This is a genomic window from Rahnella sp. CFA14(1/10), from assembly GCF_004195095.1.
In the GTDB taxonomy this organism is placed as follows: Bacteria; Pseudomonadota; Gammaproteobacteria; order Enterobacterales; family Enterobacteriaceae; genus Rahnella; species Rahnella perminowiae.
In genome coordinates this window covers 445,050-464,307 of sequence record NZ_SEWS01000001.1, presented here as the reverse complement: position 1 = coordinate 464,307, position 19,258 = coordinate 445,050, and the positions used below count along the sequence as shown (strand labels likewise).

Here is a 19,258-nt window from a genome sequence, read left to right as displayed (position 1 = left end):
GCACGGGGTGCGCCTTTTTGATTGATTTAGAGCAACGGGTTGATACCTTCCCGCCGCAACAAAGCAAGCAGCGCAATAAGGGGCAATCCAACCAGTGTGTTCGGATCGCGTCCTGTCAGACGGTCGAAAAGCGTAATTCCCAGACCTTCACATTTAAAACTTCCGGCACAGTCATAAGGTTGTTCACGATGTAAATAACCGGCAATTTCTTCATCAGTTAATGACCGGAAGGTTACGTCAAATGTTTCACATAAAGTTTGTGCTGTTTGTGTTTTGCCGTCATACAGGCTCAGGCCGGTATAAAACGTCACCGTCTTCCCGCCGGCAGCGCGCAGCTGCTGGAATGCGTTATCAAACGTATGCGGCTTGCCGGTTATTTTTCCGTCAATCACGCAAACCTGATCAGAACCAATAATCAGGTGTTCAGGATACACTGCCGCAAGCACGCTGGCTTTGCTGTAAGCCAGACGCTGCACCAGTTCTGCCGGTTCTTCGTCGCGACCCGGTGTCTCATCAATATCCGGAGCAGCGCAGGAAAATACCAGGCCGGTTTTATCGAGAAGGGCCTTGCGGTATACCGATGTTGAAGCCAGAAGTAATTTTTTGGGATGTGCTGACATAATTTTTTTTCACAAAGCGTAGCGTTATTGAATCGCACATTTTAAACTGTTGGCCGCTGTGGAAGCGAATATTGGTGAAAGGTGCGGTTTTAAGGCCTTTTTCTTTGACTCTCTGTCGTTACAAAGTTAATATGCGCGCCCTATGCAAAAAGTAAAATTACCCCTGACCCTTGATGCGGTTCGCACAGCCCAGAAGCGTTTAGACTATACAGGTGTCTATACCGCTGATCAGGTTACGCGTGTTGCCCAATCAGTGGTCAGTGTGGATTCTGATATACAAACCTCTTTGTCGTTCAATATCGACAATCAGCGCCTGGCTGTGATTACCGGCCACTCCGATGTTGCTGTGACTCTGGAATGCCAGAGATGCGGTAAGACGTTTGAACATCAGGTTCACACAACATATTGTTTTAGTCCTGTCCAAAATGATGAACAGGCTGAGGCATTACCGGAAGCGTACGAGCCGATCGAAGTCGATGATTTTGGCGAAGTTGATCTGCTGGCAATGATTGAAGACGAAATTATTCTTTCACTGCCTGTCGTTCCGGTACATGAATCTGAACACTGTGAAGTGTCCGAAGCGGACATGGTATTCGGTAAACTGCCTGAAGAGGCGGAGAAACCCAATCCATTTGCCGTATTAGCGAGTTTAAAGAAAAGTACTTAAGGAGTAAGGTCCATGGCCGTACAACAGAATAAACCAACCCGTTCTAAACGTGGCATGCGTCGTTCACATGATGCTCTGACCACTTCCACTCTGTCTGTGGACAAGACTTCTGGTGAAACTCACCTGCGTCACCACATCACTGCCGATGGTTTCTACCGCGGTCGCAAGGTAATCGGCTGATATTTGCCTGCAACTTATTCACGTGATAAGTGCTGGCAAGGCGATACCTTGACTCGTCTAACCATCGCGTTAGATGTAATGGGCGGAGATTTTGGTCCTTCCGTCACAGTGCCTGCTTCATTGCAGGCACTGATCTCTAATTCTCAATTAGACCTCCTTCTGGTCGGCGATCCCGACGCAATCACACCTTTCTTAGCCAAAGCCGATCCTTCTTTAACAGAACGAATTCGGATAATTCCTGCTGAATCAGTGATAGCCAACGATTTACGTGCGTCGCAAGCTATACGGGCCAGCAAAGGAAGCTCAATGCGTGTGGCGCTGGAACTGATCAAAAGTGGTGACGCACAGGCGTGTGTCAGTGCCGGGAATACCGGTGCACTGATGGGATTAGCCAAGCTGGTTGTCAAACCGCTGGATGGTATCGAGCGACCCGCTTTGATGAGCGTGTTACCTAACCAGCAACGCAGTAAAACCGTGGTGCTGGACCTGGGCGCCAACGTTGAGTGTGACAGCACGATGCTGGTCCAGTTTGCCGTGATGGGAGCTGTCATGGCCGAGCAGGTTGTGGGGATCACAAATCCTCGTGTTGCCTTGCTCAATATTGGCGAAGAGGAAAGCAAAGGGCTGGATAATATCCGCGAAGCCGCCGCGATTTTAAAAAATACCGCATTAATCAACTATATCGGCTATCTTGAAGGCAACGACCTTCTGACCGGTAAAACGGATGTGATGGTGTGTGACGGCTTTGTAGGTAACGTTACGCTCAAGACCATGGAAGGCGTAATAAGGATGTTTTTGTCACTGTTAAAATCCTCGGGAGAGGGTGGCAAGAAGGCCTGGTGGCTGAAATGGTTAGGTCGGATCCTGCAGAAAAAATTGCTAAAGCGTTTTAGCCATCTCAACCCCGACCAGTATAATGGCGCATGTTTGTTAGGATTACGGGGCATCGTTATTAAAAGCCACGGTGGAGCAAACCAGCGTGCGTTTGCTGTTGCTATCGAACAGGCTGTGCAGGCGGTGCAGCGGCAAGTCCCTCAGCGGATTGCCGCGCGCCTTGAAGCTGTATTACCCAAGAGTGACTGATCGTACATGTATACAAAGATTCTCGGTACGGGGAGCTATTTGCCCGTGCAAGTTCGGACTAATGCCGACTTAGAAAAAATGGTGGATACCTCCGATGAGTGGATTGTCACGCGTACGGGTATTCGTGAACGTCGTATCGCTGCACCGGATGAGACTGTGGCCACAATGGGCCTGCACGCTGCTGAAAAAGCACTTGAAATGGCCGGCGTCAGCACAAGTGACGTAGGTTTGATCATTGTTGCAACAACCTCATCTTCACATGCATTCCCAAGTTCAGCCTGCCAGGTGCAGAATATGCTGGGCATCAAAGATTGCGCAGCGTTTGATCTGGCTGCCGCATGCGCAGGTTTTACCTATGCACTGAGCGTGGCCGATCAATACATTAAAAACGGTGCCGTGAAATACGCACTGGTAATCGGTTCTGATGTGTTATCCCGTAAACTCGATCCGGAAGATCGCGGTACGGTGATCCTCTTTGGGGATGGCGCTGGCGCAGTATTGCTGGGTGCGTCCGAAGAGCAGGGCATTATTTCCACTCACATGCATGCAGATGGTCATTACGGCAATTTACTGACATTGGCTTACCCTAGCCAGTCAGAGCCGGAAAAACCGGCTTATGTCACTATGGCGGGTAATGAAGTCTTCAAAGTTGCAGTGACTGAACTGGCGCATATTGTCGATGAAACCCTGACGGCCAATAATCTCGACCGTTCCGAACTTGACTGGCTAGTGCCGCATCAGGCGAACCTGCGCATTATCAGTGCAACAGCGAAAAAGCTGGGCATGGAGATGGATAAAGTCGTTGTCACGCTCGATCGCCATGGGAACACGTCTGCGGCTTCTGTGCCTGCAGCATTTGACGAAGCGGTTCGTGACGGCAGAATTCAGCGGGGGCAATTAGTGTTGCTCGAAGCATTTGGCGGTGGCTTTACCTGGGGCTCGGCGCTGGTACGTTTTTGATTTAACAGGATGATAAAAATGACAAAAATAGCAATAGTTTTCCCTGGTCAGGGTTCTCAGACACTCGGTATGCTGGCTGATTTAGCCGCTGCGCATCCGGTTGTTGAGGAGACATTTGCCGAGGCTTCTTCGGCGCTGGGGTACGATTTATGGCAGTTGGTGCAGCAGGGGCCAGCTGAAGAACTCAATAAAACCTGGCAGACGCAACCGGCATTATTGGCGGCCTCCGTCGCTATCTGGCGCGTATGGCAACAAGAGAACGGCACTCAGCCGGTTCTGATGGCAGGCCACAGCCTGGGCGAGTATTCCGCTTTGGTTTGTGCCGGCGTGCTGGATTTTAAACAGGCGATTTCCCTGGTTGAACTGCGCGGTAAGCTGATGCAGGAAGCCGTTCCTGCGGGGACAGGCGCGATGTATGCGATCATCGGTCTGGATAATGATGCCATTGCCAAAGCTTGTGAAGAATCGGCACAAGGTCAGGTTGTTTCTCCGGTGAACTTTAACTCGCCTGGTCAGGTGGTGATTGCGGGTAACAAAGAAGCTGTAGAACGCGCCGGCGCGGCATGTAAAGAAGCGGGCGCAAAACGTGCTCTGCCTCTGCCTGTCAGTGTGCCTTCACACTGTGCGCTGATGAAGCCAGCCGCTGAAAAACTGGCGGTTGCACTTGAAAATGTGACTTTCAGCGCACCACAGTATTCTGTCGTGAATAATGTAGATGTGAAAATCGAAACCTCTCCTGAAGCCATCCGCAGTGCGCTGGTCCGTCAGTTATACAGCCCGGTTCGCTGGACTGAGTCTGTCGAATTCATGGCAGCACAAGGCGCAGAAAAGCTATTAGAAGTGGGGCCGGGTAAAGTACTGACCGGGCTGACCAAACGTATTGTTGACACCCTGACGGCTGCCGCTGTGAATGACACGGCAAGTCTGGCAGCGGCGCTTGAGCAGTAATAAGAGGATGAATATGAGCTTCGAAGGCAAAATTGCACTGGTGACCGGTGCCAGCCGTGGTATTGGCCGCGCAATCGCAGAAAAGCTGGTTGCTGGTGGCGCAAAAGTGATCGGTACTGCGACCAGCGAGAAAGGTGCGGAAGCGATTGGCGAATATTTAGGCGAAAATGGCAAGGGTATCATGCTCAATGTGGTTGATTCTGCATCTATTGAGCAAGTATTGGCGACGATTCGAGCTGAATTTGGCGAAATTGATATTTTAGTTAATAATGCCGGCATCACCCGTGATAACCTTCTCATGCGTATGAAGGATGATGAGTGGCAGGATATCCTGGATACGAACCTGACTTCAGTGTTTCGGCTGTCAAAAGCTGTCATGCGAGCTATGATGAAGAAACGGTGTGGACGGATTATTACAATTGGTTCCGTTGTTGGCACCATGGGTAACGCAGGGCAGGCGAACTACGCGGCGGCTAAAGCTGGCTTGATTGGTTTTAGTAAGTCTTTGGCACGTGAGGTCGCTTCACGTGGCATTACTGTCAACGTCGTCGCTCCCGGCTTTATTGAGACGGATATGACAAGGGCGTTGACAGATGATCAACGCGCAGGCATTTTGTCATCAGTTCCAGCCAACCGGTTGGGCGATGCCAAAGAAATTGCCAGCGCCGTTGCTTTTTTAGCCTCTGACGAGGCCAGCTACATCACGGGTGAAACATTACATGTCAATGGCGGCATGTATATGATTTAAAAATTACGAAATTATTTGCGTTTTTTGCGGTAAAAACCGCAAAATAGAGCAAATTCGTGGTTTGACCAGCCTGGATTTAGTTGCATCTTTTTCAACATTTTATACACTACGAAAACCATCGCGAAAGCGAGTTTTGATAGGAAATTTAAGAGTATGAGCACTATCGAAGAACGCGTTAAGAAAATCATCGTTGAACAGCTGGGTGTTAAACAGGAAGAAGTAGTGAATGCTGCATCTTTCGTAGACGACCTTGGCGCTGATTCTCTCGACACCGTTGAGCTGGTTATGGCTCTGGAAGAAGAGTTTGATACCGAGATCCCTGACGAAGAAGCTGAAAAAATCACTACTGTTCAGGCAGCAATTGATTTTATCAACGCTAGCCAACAGTAAGCGTACATGCTTTAAGTTTAGATAGTTAGGCGGTCATTTGACCGCCTAAGTTTTTTATATCCCACGGTATTACTACTTTTTTCCCTCCCTGGAGGACACACGTGTCTAAGCGTCGAGTTGTAGTGACTGGACTGGGCATGCTGTCTCCTGTCGGCAATACTGTAGAGTCCACTTGGAACGCTCTCCTTGCCGGTCAGAGTGGCATCAGCCTGATCGACCATTTTGATACTAGTGCCTACGCAACGCGTTTTGCTGGCTTAGTAAAAGATTTTAACTGTGAAGACTTCATCCCGCGAAAAGATGCCCGCAAGATGGATGCCTTTATTCAGTATGGTATTACTGCCGGTATTCAGGCGATGCAAGACTCCGGGCTTGAAGTGACTGCTGAGAACGCGACACGCATTGGTGCGGCGATCGGTTCCGGTATCGGCGGACTTGGTCTGATTGAAGAAAACCATTCCTCATTGGTTAACGGCGGACCGCGCAAAATTAGTCCTTTCTTCGTGCCATCAACTATCGTCAACATGATTGCAGGTCATTTGAGTATCATGTTCGGGTTGCGTGGACCGAGTATTTCTATCGCAACAGCCTGTACTTCTGGTGTGCATAATATTGGTCATGCAGCACGTATCATCGCCTATAACGATGCCGACGTGATGCTGGCAGGCGGTGCTGAAAAAGCCAGTACACCGTTAGGTGTTGGGGGATTCGGTGCAGCACGTGCGCTTTCTACGCGCAATGACAACCCCCAGGCGGCAAGCCGTCCGTGGGATAAAGATCGTGATGGTTTCGTACTGGGTGACGGCGCAGGTATTATGGTGCTGGAGGAGTACGAGCATGCCCGCAAACGCGGCGCAAAAATGTATGCGGAAATTGTCGGTTTTGGCATGAGCAGTGATGCTTATCATATGACATCACCGCCTGAAGATGGCGCGGGTGCGGCACTGGCGATGGAAAACGCACTGCGTGATGCGGGTGTTTCTGCAGCGCAGATTGGTTATATCAATGCGCATGGTACGTCGACGGCGGCGGGTGATAAAGCTGAAGCACAGGCAGTTAAAGCCGTCTTTGGTGCCGATGCGCAAAAAGTTATGGTCAGCTCCACCAAGTCGATGACTGGTCATCTGTTAGGTGCGGCCGGTGCAGTGGAGTCCATTTTCACTTTACTGGCATTACGCGACCAGATGGTTCCACCGACCATCAATCTGGATAATCCGGATGACGGTTGTGATCTGGATTTTGTTCCTCACGAAGCGCGCCAGGTGAAAGATATGCAGTATTCGCTGTGTAACTCATTTGGTTTCGGCGGTACCAATGGTTCGCTGGTGTTCCGTAAGATCTGAACCGGCACACGCTGTGTTTGTGAAGGCCCGTTAATCGGGCCTTTTTGCTGTCTGAATAAAAGCGACGCCTGAATACAACAATGCGTAAACGGGATGCCTGTTCCTGCTGGCAGCGCGTTTCAATACGATAAAGTAAGAATGCTCTCCTTGATGCGACAGACCGGCTCACGCAGGCTCTGCAGTCAAGCATGACCATGAGATCCGGAGGAAGTAATCATGTGGATTAACGGTGTGGCGGCCGCGACGTTGCCGGCCAGTGACCGTTCAGTGCAGTTTGGTGATGGTTGCTTTACCACAGCCCGGGTGTCAGACGGTGTAATTGAATTTCTGTCCAGGCACATTGACCGTCTGCAGCGTGCAGCGTCGGTACTGCGTATCGAGGGTGTGGACTGGGCGGCGCTGGAACAGGAAATGGTTCTGGCTGCCGGACAGCAGCAAGAGGCAGTGGTTAAAGCCGTTGTGACGCGCGGGCAGGGCGGCCGTGGTTACAGCGTCGCCGGTTGTTCTGCGCCGACGCGCATTGTCTCTGTTTCTGCTTACCCGGTGCATTATCACGCATGGCGGAAACAGGGCGTGAAACTGGCCCTAAGCCCGGTAACACTGAGCAAGGCTCCCTTGCTGGCCGGCATAAAACATCTTAACCGGCTGGAACAGGTGATGATCCGCATGCATCTTGACCAGACAGAGGCTAATGAAGCGCTGGTGGTTGACACTTCGGGCTGCCTGGTGGAATGCTGTGCCGCTAATTTATTCTGGCGTAAGGGAAATCAGGTTTTTACACCGGATTTATCGCAGTCAGGCGTTGACGGTATTATGCGTCAGCATCTCATCCGCGTACTTGAAGCGACATCCCCCCGGGGGGTGCACATAGTCAGTGAGCCGCCGGGCACGCTATCAGATGCCGATGAGATCCTGATTTGTAACGCCCTGATGCCGGTACTGCCGGTGAATCAGATCGATAATCAATATTACGCTTCACGGCGTTTGTACGATTTCCTGCTCCAGAACTGTTAAAAAAGTGATTAAACAATGACAAACAAAAAGACCAAAATCTTCGCCCTGATTGTCCTGATTCTGTTAGGGCTGGCGACGTTTGCCTATCAGAAAGTAAAACAGTTTGCGGATCGCCCGATCAATGTCAGCAGTGAAATGATCTTTACCCTGCCAGCGGGTACGGGCCGCGTGGTGCTGGAAACACTGCTGATCGATAAAAAACTGATGAAACCTAACCCGTGGTTTCCGTGGTTATTGCGTTTAGAGCCGGCGCTGAGTGAGTTTAAAGCCGGTACCTACCGTTTTGAAAAAGGCATGACAGTTCGTCAGATGCTTGAACTGTTGAGAAGCGGTAAAGAGGCACAATTCAGCGTGCGTTTTGTCGAGGGTTTTAAGCTCAGCGACTGGATGAAGGTTCTGGATAAATCAGAGTATCTGAAACATGAACTCAGCGGTAAAAGTGGCGAAGACATTGCCGCCGCGCTGGGCGAAACGGAGACTAAAAACGTTGAAGGCTGGCTGTATCCCGATACCTACCATTACACGGCGGGTATGACAGATTTATCGTTACTCAAACGTGCGCATGTACGGATGGAAAAAACGGTGGCGGATATCTGGAAAGGTCGCATGGATTCTCTGCCGTATAAAACGCCTGCTGATATGGTTACCATGGCGTCGATTATCGAAAAAGAAACCGCAGTGAAAGATGAACGCCCTGAGGTCGCGTCAGTATTTATCAACCGTTTACGTATAGGGATGCGACTGCAAACCGATCCGACGGTGATTTACGGAATGGGTGATAAATACACCGGCAACATTACGAAGAAAGATCTGGAAACGCCAACCCCGTACAATACCTATGTGATCACTGGCCTGCCGCCGTCGCCCATTGCGATGCCGAGCGAAGCCTCACTGCAGGCGGCCGCGCATCCGGCCAAAACACCGTATCTTTATTTTGTCGCTGACGGCAAAGGCGGGCATACTTTTAGCACGAATCTTGAGAACCATAACAAGGCGGTTCGTGTGTACATAGAGGCGCTTAAGAATAAGAATGAAAAGTAACTTCATCGTGATTGAAGGCCTTGAAGGGGCAGGGAAAACGACGGCTCACGATGTGGTCGTCGATGCTCTGCGTCAGCACGGCGTGGAGGAAATCGTGTTCACCCGTGAACCGGGGGGAACGCCGCTTGCTGAAAAATTACGCGATTTATTCAAACGTGGCGTTGATGGCGAAAAACCTACCGTGAAAGCAGAAGTACTGATGCTTTATGCGGCCCGTGTTCAGCTGGTTGAAACGGTTATTTTACCTGCTCTGGCACGTGGGGCCTGGGTTGTCGGTGACCGTCATGATCTCTCTTCACAGGCTTATCAGGGGGGCGGTCGTGGGATTGACGCTAATCTGATGAGTTCGTTGCGCGATACTGTCCTGGGCGATTTCCGACCTGATCTGACGCTGTATCTTGATCTGCCTCCGGCTGTCGGCCTGCAACGCGCCCGTGCCCGGGGAGAACTGGATCGCATTGAGCAGGAAGCTTTGCCTTTCTTTGAGCGTACACGCAGGCGTTATCTCGAACTGGCCGCTGAAGACAATCGCATCAAAACTATTGATGCCTCACAATCCATTGAACAGGTCACTGCCGCTATCAGGCTGACGTTGAAAAATTGGTTCGATGAGCAGGCTTTACAAGGCAACGCCTCATGAACTGGTATCCGTGGCTCAGTGACCCGTACAGAAAACTGGTTGCACAATACCAGACGGGGCGGGGGCATCACGCTTTGCTGATGCACGTGGCTACGGGGTTAGGCGATGAGGCGCTGGTGTATGGCCTGAGTCGCTGGCTGCTTTGCCAGCATAAAGACGGCGAAAAAAGCTGCGGGACCTGCCATAGCTGCCAGCTGATGATTGCCGGAAACCATCCTGACTGGCATATTCTTCAGCCTGAAAAGGGCAAAAGCTCACTGGGCATCGACCCTGTGCGTCAGCTTATTGAAACGTTGTACAACTATTCACAGCAGGGCGGTGCAAAAGTTGTGTGGATCCCGCAGACGGAAATGCTGACTGAAGCGGCGGCCAATGCCTTGTTGAAAACGCTCGAAGAGCCGCCGGCAGGTACCTATTTCCTGCTTGGTTGCCGTGAGCCTTCGGCCTTACTGGCGACGATCCGCAGTCGTTGCTTCTACTGGCATCTGCCGGTGCCCGAAGAAACACTGGCGGTGCGTTGGATCAATCGCCAGCTCAGTGCAGATCCGGTCGCGATTAAAACCGCTTTGCGTCTGACCAACGGCGGACCATTATCGGCGATTCAGTTGTTGCAGCCGGAGCGCTGGAAACAACGCGTAGCGCTTTGCCAGCAGCTTTATGTGCAGTGCCAGCAGCAGGATATGCTTTCTCTGTTGCCCCAGCTTAATCATGACGATGCCGCCGAACGCCTGTATTGGTTGGCGACGTTATTGCTCGATGCTATCAAATGGCAGCAACATGCCGGGCAGTACATCATCAATCATGATCAACAACCGCTGATTACCTTGCTGGCGGATGCACAGACTAACGCCTCTCTGCAACAGTCGGTTACAGCATGGATGCACTGCCGTCAGCAATTACTTTCCATCGTGGGGATAAACCGCGAACTGTTGCTGACAGAACAATTGCTGGAATGGGAACAAATGCTTCAGGGGACAGTTTCCCCGTCTATTTTCAGTTCCGCACTATCGCGCTGATATTTTTTTATCTTTAACAGACCGACGAGTTAATAATTATGTTTTTAGTCGATTCCCACTGTCATCTCGACAGCCTGGATTACAACGAATTGCATTCCGGCGTGGACAGCGTGCTGGAAAAAGCCCGCGAACGTGATGTGAAGTTTATGCTGGCTGTCGCAACAACATTGCCAGGCTATCAGTCGATGACGCAGCTGATTGGTGATCGCCCGGAGGTGGCATTTTCCTGCGGTGTTCACCCGTTAAATATTGATGATGGTTATGATTTCAATACATTGCGTGAGCTGGCGGCCAGTCCAAAAGTGGTGGCGATGGGTGAAACCGGTCTGGATTATTTTTATCAGAAAGAGGCTCTTCAGCTGAAGTTACAGCAGGACTCTTTCCGGGAGCATATCCGCATTGGCCGTGAACTGAACAAGCCGGTGATTGTGCATACACGCGATGCCCGACAGGATACGCTGGATATTCTAAAAGAAGAGAAAGCCGGGGAATGTGGTGGCGTGCTGCACTGTTTCACCGAAGATTTACCGACCGCTGAGTTTCTGCTGGATCTGGGTTTTTATATCTCTTTCTCCGGCATTGTGACTTTCCGTAATGCAGAAGCGTTACGGGAGGTGGCACGCTATGTCCCGCTGGATCGTTTGCTGGTGGAAACCGATTCGCCGTATCTGGCACCGGTGCCGCATCGCGGAAAGGAAAACCAGCCAGCTTATGTGCGTGACGTTGCCGAATATATGGCCGTCCTCAAGGGCGTCAGCGTGGAACGGCTTGCCGAAGCGACTACAGCAAACTTTTCACACTTATTTCACATCGACTCCTCCACTTTGATCTCGCGTTAGGCCAGGTCATATTCCCTGTATTTATTTTTCACCTCGTAATTAATCCTGTTAATGAGGTATCTTGGCACCGTTTTTGGCGGTTCCGCAGGCTTTTATTCAGATTTTATGTTGTTAAATGATGGCTTTTAAGACGCTCTTAATGCATTTTTCAGAAAAACGTGACTGCCATCAAACATTAACAAAGGGAATTATTTTACCCTGCGTAAAAATTAAAAGGGGTGCTCAGACACCCGGCAGCAAAAGGTTCACAACACTTTTGCAAAGCGGTGAGTTATCAGGCTAAACCGCAAGAAGTATCAAAAAGCATCATTACTCAGGAGCACAATCAATTATGTTTAAGAACGCGTTTGCAAACCTTCAAAAGGTCGGTAAATCGCTAATGCTGCCAGTATCCGTACTGCCAATCGCAGGTATCCTGCTTGGTGTCGGTTCTGCAAACTTTAGCTGGCTTCCAATGATCGTTTCTCATGTTATGGCCGAAGCCGGTGGTTCAGTCTTCGCTAACATGCCTCTGATCTTTGCTATCGGTGTTGCCTTAGGCTTCACTAACAATGACGGTGTTTCTGCACTGGCATCCGTTGTGGCATACGGCATCATGGTGAAAACCATGGCGGTTGTTGCACCACTGGTTCTGCATCTGCCCGCTGAAGAAATTGCGGCCAAGCATCTGGCTGATACCGGTGTACTGGGCGGTATCATCTCGGGTGCGATTGCGGCATACATGTTCAATCGTTTCTACCGTATCAAATTGCCGGAATACCTGGGCTTCTTTGCCGGTAAACGTTTTGTTCCGATCATCTCTGGTCTGGCTGCAATTATCCTGGGTGTGGTGCTTTCCTTTATCTGGCCGCCAATCGGTACAGGTATCCAGACCTTCTCACAATGGGCTGCTTACCAGAACCCGGTGGTGGCATTCGGTATCTACGGCGTGGTTGAACGTGCGCTGGTACCGTTTGGTCTGCACCATATCTGGAACGTTCCATTCCAGATGCAAATCGGTGAGTACGTGAACTCTGCAGGTCAGGTGTTCCACGGCGATATCCCACGTTACATGGCGGGTGACCCGACTGCGGGTAAACTGTCCGGTGGCTTCCTGTTCAAAATGTACGGTCTGCCTGCTGCTGCGGTAGCAATCTGGCATTCAGCGAAACCTGAAAACCGTGCAAAAGTCGGCGGCATTATGATTTCCGCTGCCCTGACTGCGTTCCTGACCGGTATCACCGAGCCAATCGAATTCTCCTTTATGTTCGTTGCGCCGATCCTGTACGTGATCCACGCGATTCTGGCCGGTCTGGCATTCCCAATCTGTATTCTGTTGGGCATGCGTGACGGTACCAGCTTCTCGCACGGTCTGATCGACTTTATCGTTCTGAGCGGTAACAGCAGCAAAATCTGGCTGTTCCCAATCGTTGGTGCAGTCTATGCGGTGGTTTACTACAGCATCTTCCGTTTCCTGATTGCGAAACTGGATCTGAAAACACCTGGCCGCGAAGATACCACCAGCGAAACCACAGCGCAGGGCGGTTCTGAAATGTCTGCCTCTCTGGTTCAGGCTTTCGGCGGCAAAGAAAACATCACAAACCTTGATGCCTGTATCACCCGTCTGCGTGTCAGTGTCGCGGATGTCTCCAAAGTGGATCAGGCTGGCCTGAAAAAACTGGGTGCGGCAGGTGTGGTTGTTGCAGGTTCTGGTGTTCAGGCGATTTTCGGTACCAAGTCTGACAACCTGAAAACCGACATGGACGAGTACATGCGTAGCCATTAATGGTGAGCAATGACTGGTTCTGAGAAGGGAGGCTGCGGCCTCCTTTTTTTATGTCTGCGATTCAGCGGAGCGCTGGCTGACGCTTTCTGCGTCAATTAAGCATCAAAACGCGTAATCAGGTTGAAAGGAATGGAAATTCTAACCCATACTGCGTACAACGCTTTTTACTTTGTTAAGGACAGTTAAGATGGCCGAAGAGACAATTTTTAGCAAAATCATTCGCCGTGAAATCCCTGCTGATGTGGTTTATCAGGATGAACTTGTCACTGCGTTTCGCGACATTTCTCCTCAGGCACCTAGCCACATTCTGATTATCCCGAATATTCTGATCCCGACAATGAATGACGTTGATGAAACGCATGAAGCGGCACTGGGCAGAATGATGACGGTGGCGGCAAAAATTGCTGAACAGGAAGGTATCGCCGAAAGCGGTTATCGCCTGATCGTCAACTGCAACCGTGACGGCGGTCAGGAGGTTTATCATATCCATATGCATCTGGTCGGTGGCCGTGCACTGGGTCCATTGCTGTCGCGTCAGTAAGGGTAAACATGCGTTTTCTGATGGCGTTATTGCCGGTAATTTTATTGATTGGCTGTAGCAGCACGCCCACTATTGCGCTGAATAATCAGCAAAGAGTGGTCATGGAGTCCCCCGTTCTGACGGCGGGCATCATCCCAAGTTCACCATCCGTGTCTGATTCCGGCGGGCAGAAAAAAGCCACCACCACGTTGAATAACAACCAGCCACACTCTGTCACCCTGCATTACCGTTTCTATTGGTATGATAAACAGGGGCTGGATTTATTCCCGGTCGCCGAGGCCAGAACCATTACTGTTCCTGCGAACAGCAGCGTGGACGTCAGTTCCCTGAACGGTAATCTTGATGCGTACAGTGTGCGTATTTACCTTTATCTTTAATTTTCTGTACGGAGAAGGTTGATGAAAAAGTATTTCCTCATTGTGGCAATGGCCGCATTGATCCTTGGCGGTTGTACGTTGCCAAACCAGCAACAAACCCAGCCACAGCAGCCTGAACAACCGCAACAGCCTCAGCAACCGTTGCCACCGGTGAACCCGCCTGTTCCTGAACAACCACAGATCCAGCCGGTCCCGCAGCCGCCTAAATTTGCCAATATCGACTGGACCGCAACCGTCGAGCCAATGCTCGCGAAGATGCTGAAATCCGGTGGTGTGCAGCCGGGCAGCGTGCTGCTGGTGGACGGGGTGAAAAACAGCACCAACGGTTCCCTGCAAATGGCAAAAGCTACCGATGCATTGCGTAATGCACTGGCCAACAACACCACCTTCCAGGTAGTGCCTGCCGGGCAACTGGCTTCGGCCAAACAGTCACTGGGATTATCGCCGGACGACAGCCTGGCTTCTGTCAGCAAGGCCATCGGCCTGGCAAACATCGTGAAAGCGCAATATGTCCTTTACAGCACGGTGAGCGGCGATGTCAAAGCGCCAACCATGTCGATGCGTCTGCTTACCGCACCGAGCGGTGAAATCGTCTGGTCAGGCCGCGGTGCCGTTCAGAATTAACGCCGGGCTTGTGCAATCCGAACTACAGCAACTGATTGAACAACATTATCCGGCGGTGAAAACCGCCGGTTTTCGTTTATTACCGGTTGCCGGCCTGACCGGCGAAAGCTGGAAAATAAGTTCCCCTGCCGGCGACTTTCTGGCACGGCATCAGTCTGCTCAGCGGCAAGTTTCGGGCGCTGACCGCCAGCGTGAATCTGCGATTTTGCGGCATATCGCGCGGCATAAATTAGGTCCGCGTGTCAGACTTTATTCTCCGCCATGGCTGATAGTCGACTGGGTTGACGGAACACCGCTGGAGGAACAGGCATTCACTGACGCTTCAGTGCGCAACGCCTTATGCGAACGTCTCGTGACGTTACATCAGTTGCCGCCGTCGGGTTACCGGCTGGATTTACAGCAGCAATTTGCCCGTTACTGGCAACATATCGACAGGCGCAGGCTGACGCCACGCTGGTTGCGTTTACACCACCAGATGTTGTCGCAGGTTCCGCCGTCACCGCTGAAACTGGCGCTGGTACATATGGATATTCACGCGGGAAATGTGCTGAATACGCCGCAGGGGCTGCGCCTGATTGACTGGGAGTACGCGGCGAATGCGGATATTGCACTGGAGCTGGCGGCGCTTATTCGCGGCAACGACTGGAACGAGCAGCAAAAAAGGGCGTTCCTGTACGAGTACGTAAAGGCTGGCGGGTATCAGAACCTGTCCCTGTTGCAGCAGCAGGTTAACCGCTGGATCCCCTGGGTCAACTACCTGATGCTGATGTGGTTTGAAGTGCGCTGGCAGCAGACCGGCGAGAATCAATACAGTGAATGGGCGCACCCGTTGCGCCCGTGATGATCATATGAAAAAGAAAAGGAGCGTCCATTTTGTTGGGACCTGTCATGCTGGATGTCGCTGGCTACGCGCTGGATGCTGAAGAACGTGAAATTTTGCAGCACCCGCTGGTGGGTGGGCTGATTTTATTCACCCGGAATTATCATGATGTCGATCAGTTGCATGAACTGATCCGCCAGATCCGTGCCGCGTCGCACGACAGATTGGTGCTGGCCGTCGATCAGGAAGGCGGGCGCGTACAGCGTTTTCGTGAAGGTTTTACCCGTTTGCCTGCCGCGCAATCTTTTGCAGCGCTCAACGAAGCGCACGAAGCGGGACGCCTGGCGCAGGAAAGCGGCTGGCTGATGGCATCAGAAATGATTGTGATGGATATCGACATCAGCTTTGCGCCTGTACTGGATATCGGGCATATCAGCGCAGCTATCGGTGAGCGGTCGTTCCACGCAGAACCCCGTAAAGCGCTGGAAATGGCTGAGCAGTATATTCTCGGCATGCATTCCGCCGGTATGAAAACCACCGGTAAGCATTTCCCGGGCCACGGTGCCGTCAGCGCAGATTCCCATAAAGAAACACCGCGTGACGATCGTCCGCTGGAGGTTATCCGTCAGCACGACATGGCTATCTTCCGCCAGCTTAACGAACGTAAATTGCTGGATGCGGTGATGCCTGCACATGTGATTTATACCCAGGCCGATCCGCGCCCGGCCAGTGGTTCACCATACTGGTTACAGGAAATTCTGCGCAAAGAGCTGAATTTCAACGGCGTGATCTTCTCCGATGATATATCAATGGAAGGCGCGGCCATTATGGGGAGTTATCCCGAACGGGCACAGGCCTCGCTGGATGCGGGCTGTGACATGATCCTTGCCTGTAATAACCGGCAAGGCGCGGTGAGCGTGCTGGATAACCTGTCCCCGGTCAACGCTGAGCGTGTTACGCAGTTGTATCATCGCGGACTGTACAGTGGAAAACAGGCCCGTCAGGATCTGCAAAATTCAAGTCGCTGGAAAGAGGCAAACCGTGATCTGACCACACTCGATGCCCGCTGGCAGGAACACAAACAGGCAGCCCTGTAACGTTTTTTCGACCGCGTGAAGGGGTCAACGCACATTCAGGATGAGGTAAACGATGATTATCTATTTGCATGGCTTCGATTCAACCAGTCCCGGTAACCATGAAAAAGTTTTGCAGTTACAGTTCATTGATCCGGACGTGCGCTTCATCAGCTACAGCACGCTCCACCCGCGTCATGACATGCAACATTTGCTCAAAGAAGTGGATAAAGTCCTGCATGAAACGACGGACACAAACGCGCTGATTTGCGGCGTCGGGCTTGGAGCCTTCTGGGCTGAGCGCATCGGATTCCTGTGTGGGATCCGTCAGGTGATGTTCAACCCGAATTTGTCACCGCAGGATAATATGGCCGGAAAAATCGACCGCCCTGAAGAGTATGAAGACATCGCCACCAAGTGCATCAGTGATTTCCGCGAGAAAAACCGTGACCGCTGCCTGGTGATTTTATCCCGTGAAGACGGTGTACTCGACAGCAGCAAAACGGCTGAGAAATTGCATCACTATTATCCGGTTGAATGGGACGAGCATCAGAGCCATAAATTCAAAGATATATCGACGCATCTGCAACGGATTAAAGCATTCAAAAATATCGCCTGATTTAACCTGTCGTTTCTGAAACCACTGCCTTCGCGCAGTGGTTTTTCATTTATACCCTTCGCCGGCCATGAACCGTTTTCTGCCGGTTCTGTCTCTAACTTGCTGATTTAAAAATGGCAAAACGCGTGCCATTTTCCTAAATTAAATTATCCAATTGAATTTAAATTGACCTATATCAATTTTGGTATGACCAAATCACCACGCGTGATATCCTCCGTCTCAGATACCGATTTAACTTAAGCAACCCTATGTAATATAAGGATAATATTTTTACTCTTATATAACAATTGGTTCACATTTGAGGGGGTCATTTTGACATCACCAGTGGAAAAAATTGTGATTATCGGCGGTGGCGCCGGCGGTCTGGAACTGGCAACCAGTCTGGGCCATAAACTTGGCCGCAACAAAAAAGCGGAGATCATTCTGGTCGATCGCAACCACAGCCATCTATGGAAACCTTTATTACATGAAGTGGCGACCGGCAGTCTGGATGATGGCGTCGATGCGCTGAGCTATCTGGCTCATGCCCGTAACCACGGTTTCACTTTCCAGATCGGTTCACTGACCGACATTGACCGCGAAAACCAGACCATCAAACTGGCTGAAATTTGCGACGAGAACGGCGAATTACTGGTGCCGGTGCGTGATATCGCGTACGACACACTGGTGATGGCGCTGGGCAGCACCTCTAATGACTTTGGTACACCGGGCGTCAAAGATCACTGCATCTTCCTGGATAACCCGCATCAGGCACACCGTTTCCATAACGAAATGCTGAACCTTTTCCTCAAATTCTCTGCCAGTTCCGATAAACAGAAGAAGGTGAATATCACCATTGTGGGGGGCGGGGCAACCGGCGTTGAATTGTCTGCCGAGTTGCACAATGCGGTAAAAGAACTGCACAGCTATGGTTTTGAAGGGCTGGACAGCGAAGCGCTGAATGTCACGCTGGTGGAAGCCGGTGAACGCATTCTGCCTGCCTTACCTCCGCGTATTTCTGCGGCGGCGCACCATGAGCTGACCAAACTGGGTGTGCAGGTTCTGACACAAACGATGGTCACCAGTGCTGATAAAAATGGCCTGAACACCAAGTCCGGCGAGTTCATCGAAGCAGACCTGATGGTCTGGGCCGCCGGGATTAAAGCCCCTGATTTCATGAAAGAGATCGCGGGCCTGGAAACCAACCGGATTAATCAGCTGGTGGTTGAGCCGACGTTGCAAACCACGCGTGATCCGAACATCTACGCGATTGGCGACTGTGCTTCCTGCCCGCAACCTGCGGGGGGTTTTGTGCCACCACGTGCGCAATCTGCACACCAGATGGCGTCCCGTTGCTTCGCCAATATTATGGCGCAGCGCAAGGGGCAGGGCCTGAAACCTTACGTCTATAAAGACCATGGCTCGCTGGTGTCTTTGTCACGCTTTAGCACTGTCGGCAGCCTGATGGGTAATCTGATGCGAGGCTCCATGATGGTCGAAGGCCGACTGGCGAGGCTGGTTTATATCTCGCTGTACCGCATGCACCAGATTGCGTTGCACGGTTACATTAAAACCGGTCTGATGATGCTGGTCGGTGGTATTAACCGGGTAATCCGCCCGCGTCTTAAACTGCATTGATTCCGGTCATCCCTCTTAGGGATAGCAGCGAAATCGTGACACACCTAAAAAGCCTGTTTACCGCAGGCTTTTCTATTTGCTGCGTAATCCTTTCTCCACACGCATACGATCACGACCTCTTTATGTTGTCAGCTAAGAATCCTCCGAAACACTTCACGGGACAGGTCATTTTCCTCACTTACAGAGTTCGTCTTATTGTTTGCTTACGTTTGGGTGGGCAGACTTGACGATAAGTTTACAGACGGCGATTCACGCACGCCGGACCTCAGATATAGGGCTGTTCGCTGAGGAGCGTCCCGGGAGGGTACGAATTGCGTGGTAACATTTTCGGAG

22 protein-coding genes are annotated in these 19,258 nt (G+C 51.3%); 21 read left to right on the top strand and 1 reads right to left on the bottom strand.

Annotated elements, in window-relative coordinates:
- Positions 1-26: 26 nt before the first annotated feature.
- On the bottom strand, positions 27-620 hold the full coding sequence (locus tag EVX52_RS02305; RefSeq protein ID WP_129990515.1) for a nucleoside triphosphate pyrophosphatase: 594 nt from the start codon (positions 618-620) through the stop codon (positions 27-29).
- Positions 621-762: 142 nt separating this feature from the next.
- Between EVX52_RS02305 and yceD the strand changes: the two genes are divergently transcribed.
- The 21 genes from yceD (at position 763) to EVX52_RS02200 (ending at position 18,925) form a co-directional block, all read left to right on the top strand.
- Positions 763-1,287 (top strand): 23S rRNA accumulation protein YceD, encoded by a 525-nt coding sequence (yceD, locus tag EVX52_RS02300; RefSeq protein ID WP_013576250.1) that lies wholly within the window; start codon positions 763-765, stop codon positions 1,285-1,287.
- 12 nt (positions 1,288-1,299) lie between these two features.
- Complete coding sequence (gene rpmF / locus EVX52_RS02295; protein WP_013576249.1) at positions 1,300-1,467, top strand: 50S ribosomal protein L32; 168 nt, start codon at positions 1,300-1,302, stop codon at positions 1,465-1,467.
- Positions 1,468-1,515: 48 nt separating this feature from the next.
- Positions 1,516-2,550 (top strand): phosphate acyltransferase PlsX, encoded by a 1,035-nt coding sequence (plsX, locus tag EVX52_RS02290; RefSeq protein WP_129951835.1) that lies wholly within the window; start codon positions 1,516-1,518, stop codon positions 2,548-2,550.
- A 6-nt stretch (positions 2,551-2,556) separates the two neighbouring features.
- A complete protein-coding gene (locus EVX52_RS02285) occupies positions 2,557-3,510 on the top strand; it encodes a beta-ketoacyl-ACP synthase III (RefSeq protein ID WP_129951834.1) in 954 nt (317 codons plus the stop codon).
- Between the two features lie 18 nt (positions 3,511-3,528).
- Positions 3,529-4,458 (top strand): ACP S-malonyltransferase, encoded by a 930-nt coding sequence (fabD, locus tag EVX52_RS02280; RefSeq protein WP_129990514.1) that lies wholly within the window; start codon positions 3,529-3,531, stop codon positions 4,456-4,458.
- 13 nt (positions 4,459-4,471) lie between these two features.
- Positions 4,472-5,206: a 3-oxoacyl-ACP reductase FabG gene (fabG, locus tag EVX52_RS02275; protein ID WP_013576245.1), complete on the top strand. Its 735-nt coding sequence runs from the start codon at positions 4,472-4,474 to the stop codon at positions 5,204-5,206.
- Between the two features lie 153 nt (positions 5,207-5,359).
- Positions 5,360-5,596, top strand: coding sequence for an acyl carrier protein (acpP, locus tag EVX52_RS02270; protein WP_015690190.1), 237 nt, complete (start codon positions 5,360-5,362; stop codon positions 5,594-5,596).
- 101 nt (positions 5,597-5,697) lie between these two features.
- Positions 5,698-6,939: a beta-ketoacyl-ACP synthase II gene (fabF, locus tag EVX52_RS02265; RefSeq protein WP_129951832.1), complete on the top strand. Its 1,242-nt coding sequence runs from the start codon at positions 5,698-5,700 to the stop codon at positions 6,937-6,939.
- Positions 6,940-7,152: 213 nt separating this feature from the next.
- Positions 7,153-7,953, top strand: coding sequence for an aminodeoxychorismate lyase (pabC, locus tag EVX52_RS02260; protein WP_370278307.1), 801 nt, complete (start codon positions 7,153-7,155; stop codon positions 7,951-7,953).
- A 15-nt stretch (positions 7,954-7,968) separates the two neighbouring features.
- Entirely contained in the window at positions 7,969-8,994 is a 1,026-nt protein-coding gene (gene mltG, locus EVX52_RS02255; RefSeq protein ID WP_129951830.1) for an endolytic transglycosylase MltG, read from the top strand.
- Positions 8,984-9,634, top strand: coding sequence for a dTMP kinase (tmk, locus tag EVX52_RS02250; RefSeq protein ID WP_129951829.1), 651 nt, complete (start codon positions 8,984-8,986; stop codon positions 9,632-9,634). Before mltG ends, tmk begins: the two co-directional genes overlap by 11 nt.
- Positions 9,631-10,650, top strand: coding sequence for a DNA polymerase III subunit delta' (holB, locus tag EVX52_RS02245; RefSeq protein WP_129951828.1), 1,020 nt, complete (start codon positions 9,631-9,633; stop codon positions 10,648-10,650). The genes tmk and holB overlap by 4 nt, the downstream gene beginning before the upstream one ends.
- 38 nt (positions 10,651-10,688) lie before the next feature.
- A complete protein-coding gene (locus EVX52_RS02240; RefSeq protein ID WP_129990513.1) occupies positions 10,689-11,489 on the top strand; it encodes a metal-dependent hydrolase in 801 nt (266 codons plus the stop codon).
- A gap of 331 nt (positions 11,490-11,820) precedes the next feature.
- Entirely contained in the window at positions 11,821-13,254 is a 1,434-nt protein-coding gene (ptsG, locus tag EVX52_RS02235; RefSeq protein WP_129951826.1) for a PTS glucose transporter subunit IIBC, read from the top strand.
- A gap of 187 nt (positions 13,255-13,441) precedes the next feature.
- Positions 13,442-13,795, top strand: coding sequence for a purine nucleoside phosphoramidase (gene hinT / locus EVX52_RS02230; protein ID WP_129951825.1), 354 nt, complete (start codon positions 13,442-13,444; stop codon positions 13,793-13,795).
- Between the two features lie 8 nt (positions 13,796-13,803).
- Positions 13,804-14,172: a YcfL family protein gene (locus EVX52_RS02225; RefSeq protein ID WP_129951824.1), complete on the top strand. Its 369-nt coding sequence runs from the start codon at positions 13,804-13,806 to the stop codon at positions 14,170-14,172.
- A gap of 21 nt (positions 14,173-14,193) precedes the next feature.
- Positions 14,194-14,796 carry a penicillin-binding protein activator LpoB gene (gene lpoB, locus EVX52_RS02220; protein ID WP_129951823.1) on the top strand — a complete coding sequence of 201 codons (603 nt, stop codon included), beginning with the start codon at positions 14,194-14,196 and terminating at the stop codon, positions 14,794-14,796.
- 10 nt (positions 14,797-14,806) lie between these two features.
- On the top strand, positions 14,807-15,637 hold the full coding sequence (locus EVX52_RS02215) for a phosphotransferase (protein WP_240782811.1): 831 nt from the start codon (positions 14,807-14,809) through the stop codon (positions 15,635-15,637).
- A 47-nt stretch (positions 15,638-15,684) separates the two neighbouring features.
- Positions 15,685-16,713 carry a beta-N-acetylhexosaminidase gene (gene nagZ / locus EVX52_RS02210; protein ID WP_129952139.1) on the top strand — a complete coding sequence of 343 codons (1,029 nt, stop codon included), beginning with the start codon at positions 15,685-15,687 and terminating at the stop codon, positions 16,711-16,713.
- 52 nt (positions 16,714-16,765) lie between these two features.
- Positions 16,766-17,308, top strand: a complete 543-nt coding sequence (ycfP, locus tag EVX52_RS02205) for an alpha/beta hydrolase YcfP (RefSeq protein ID WP_129951821.1) — start codon at positions 16,766-16,768, stop codon at positions 17,306-17,308.
- Positions 17,309-17,620: 312 nt separating this feature from the next.
- The gene (locus EVX52_RS02200; RefSeq protein WP_129990512.1) at positions 17,621-18,925 is read left to right on the top strand and encodes an NAD(P)/FAD-dependent oxidoreductase; all 1,305 of its coding nucleotides are present in this window, start codon (positions 17,621-17,623) and stop codon (positions 18,923-18,925) included.
- The last annotated feature ends 333 nt before the right edge of the window (positions 18,926-19,258 follow it).

Coding starts and splice junctions, on each gene's coding strand:
- holB (WP_129951828.1), top strand. CDS start 9,631: ATGAACTGGTATCCGTGGCTCAGTGACCCGTACAGAAAACTGGTTGCA.
- yceD (WP_013576250.1), top strand. CDS start 763: ATGCAAAAAGTAAAATTACCCCTGACCCTTGATGCGGTTCGCACAGCC.
- EVX52_RS02305 (WP_129990515.1), bottom strand. CDS start 620: ATGTCAGCACATCCCAAAAAATTACTTCTGGCTTCAACATCGGTATAC.
- tmk (WP_129951829.1), top strand. CDS start 8,984: ATGAAAAGTAACTTCATCGTGATTGAAGGCCTTGAAGGGGCAGGGAAA.
- EVX52_RS02225 (WP_129951824.1), top strand. CDS start 13,804: ATGCGTTTTCTGATGGCGTTATTGCCGGTAATTTTATTGATTGGCTGT.
- nagZ (WP_129952139.1), top strand. CDS start 15,685: ATGCTGGATGTCGCTGGCTACGCGCTGGATGCTGAAGAACGTGAAATT.
- EVX52_RS02240 (WP_129990513.1), top strand. CDS start 10,689: ATGTTTTTAGTCGATTCCCACTGTCATCTCGACAGCCTGGATTACAAC.
- acpP (WP_015690190.1), top strand. CDS start 5,360: ATGAGCACTATCGAAGAACGCGTTAAGAAAATCATCGTTGAACAGCTG.
- EVX52_RS02285 (WP_129951834.1), top strand. CDS start 2,557: ATGTATACAAAGATTCTCGGTACGGGGAGCTATTTGCCCGTGCAAGTT.
- ptsG (WP_129951826.1), top strand. CDS start 11,821: ATGTTTAAGAACGCGTTTGCAAACCTTCAAAAGGTCGGTAAATCGCTA.
- lpoB (WP_129951823.1), top strand. CDS start 14,194: ATGAAAAAGTATTTCCTCATTGTGGCAATGGCCGCATTGATCCTTGGC.
- ycfP (WP_129951821.1), top strand. CDS start 16,766: ATGATTATCTATTTGCATGGCTTCGATTCAACCAGTCCCGGTAACCAT.
- rpmF (WP_013576249.1), top strand. CDS start 1,300: ATGGCCGTACAACAGAATAAACCAACCCGTTCTAAACGTGGCATGCGT.
- fabG (WP_013576245.1), top strand. CDS start 4,472: ATGAGCTTCGAAGGCAAAATTGCACTGGTGACCGGTGCCAGCCGTGGT.
- hinT (WP_129951825.1), top strand. CDS start 13,442: ATGGCCGAAGAGACAATTTTTAGCAAAATCATTCGCCGTGAAATCCCT.
- mltG (WP_129951830.1), top strand. CDS start 7,969: ATGACAAACAAAAAGACCAAAATCTTCGCCCTGATTGTCCTGATTCTG.
- fabD (WP_129990514.1), top strand. CDS start 3,529: ATGACAAAAATAGCAATAGTTTTCCCTGGTCAGGGTTCTCAGACACTC.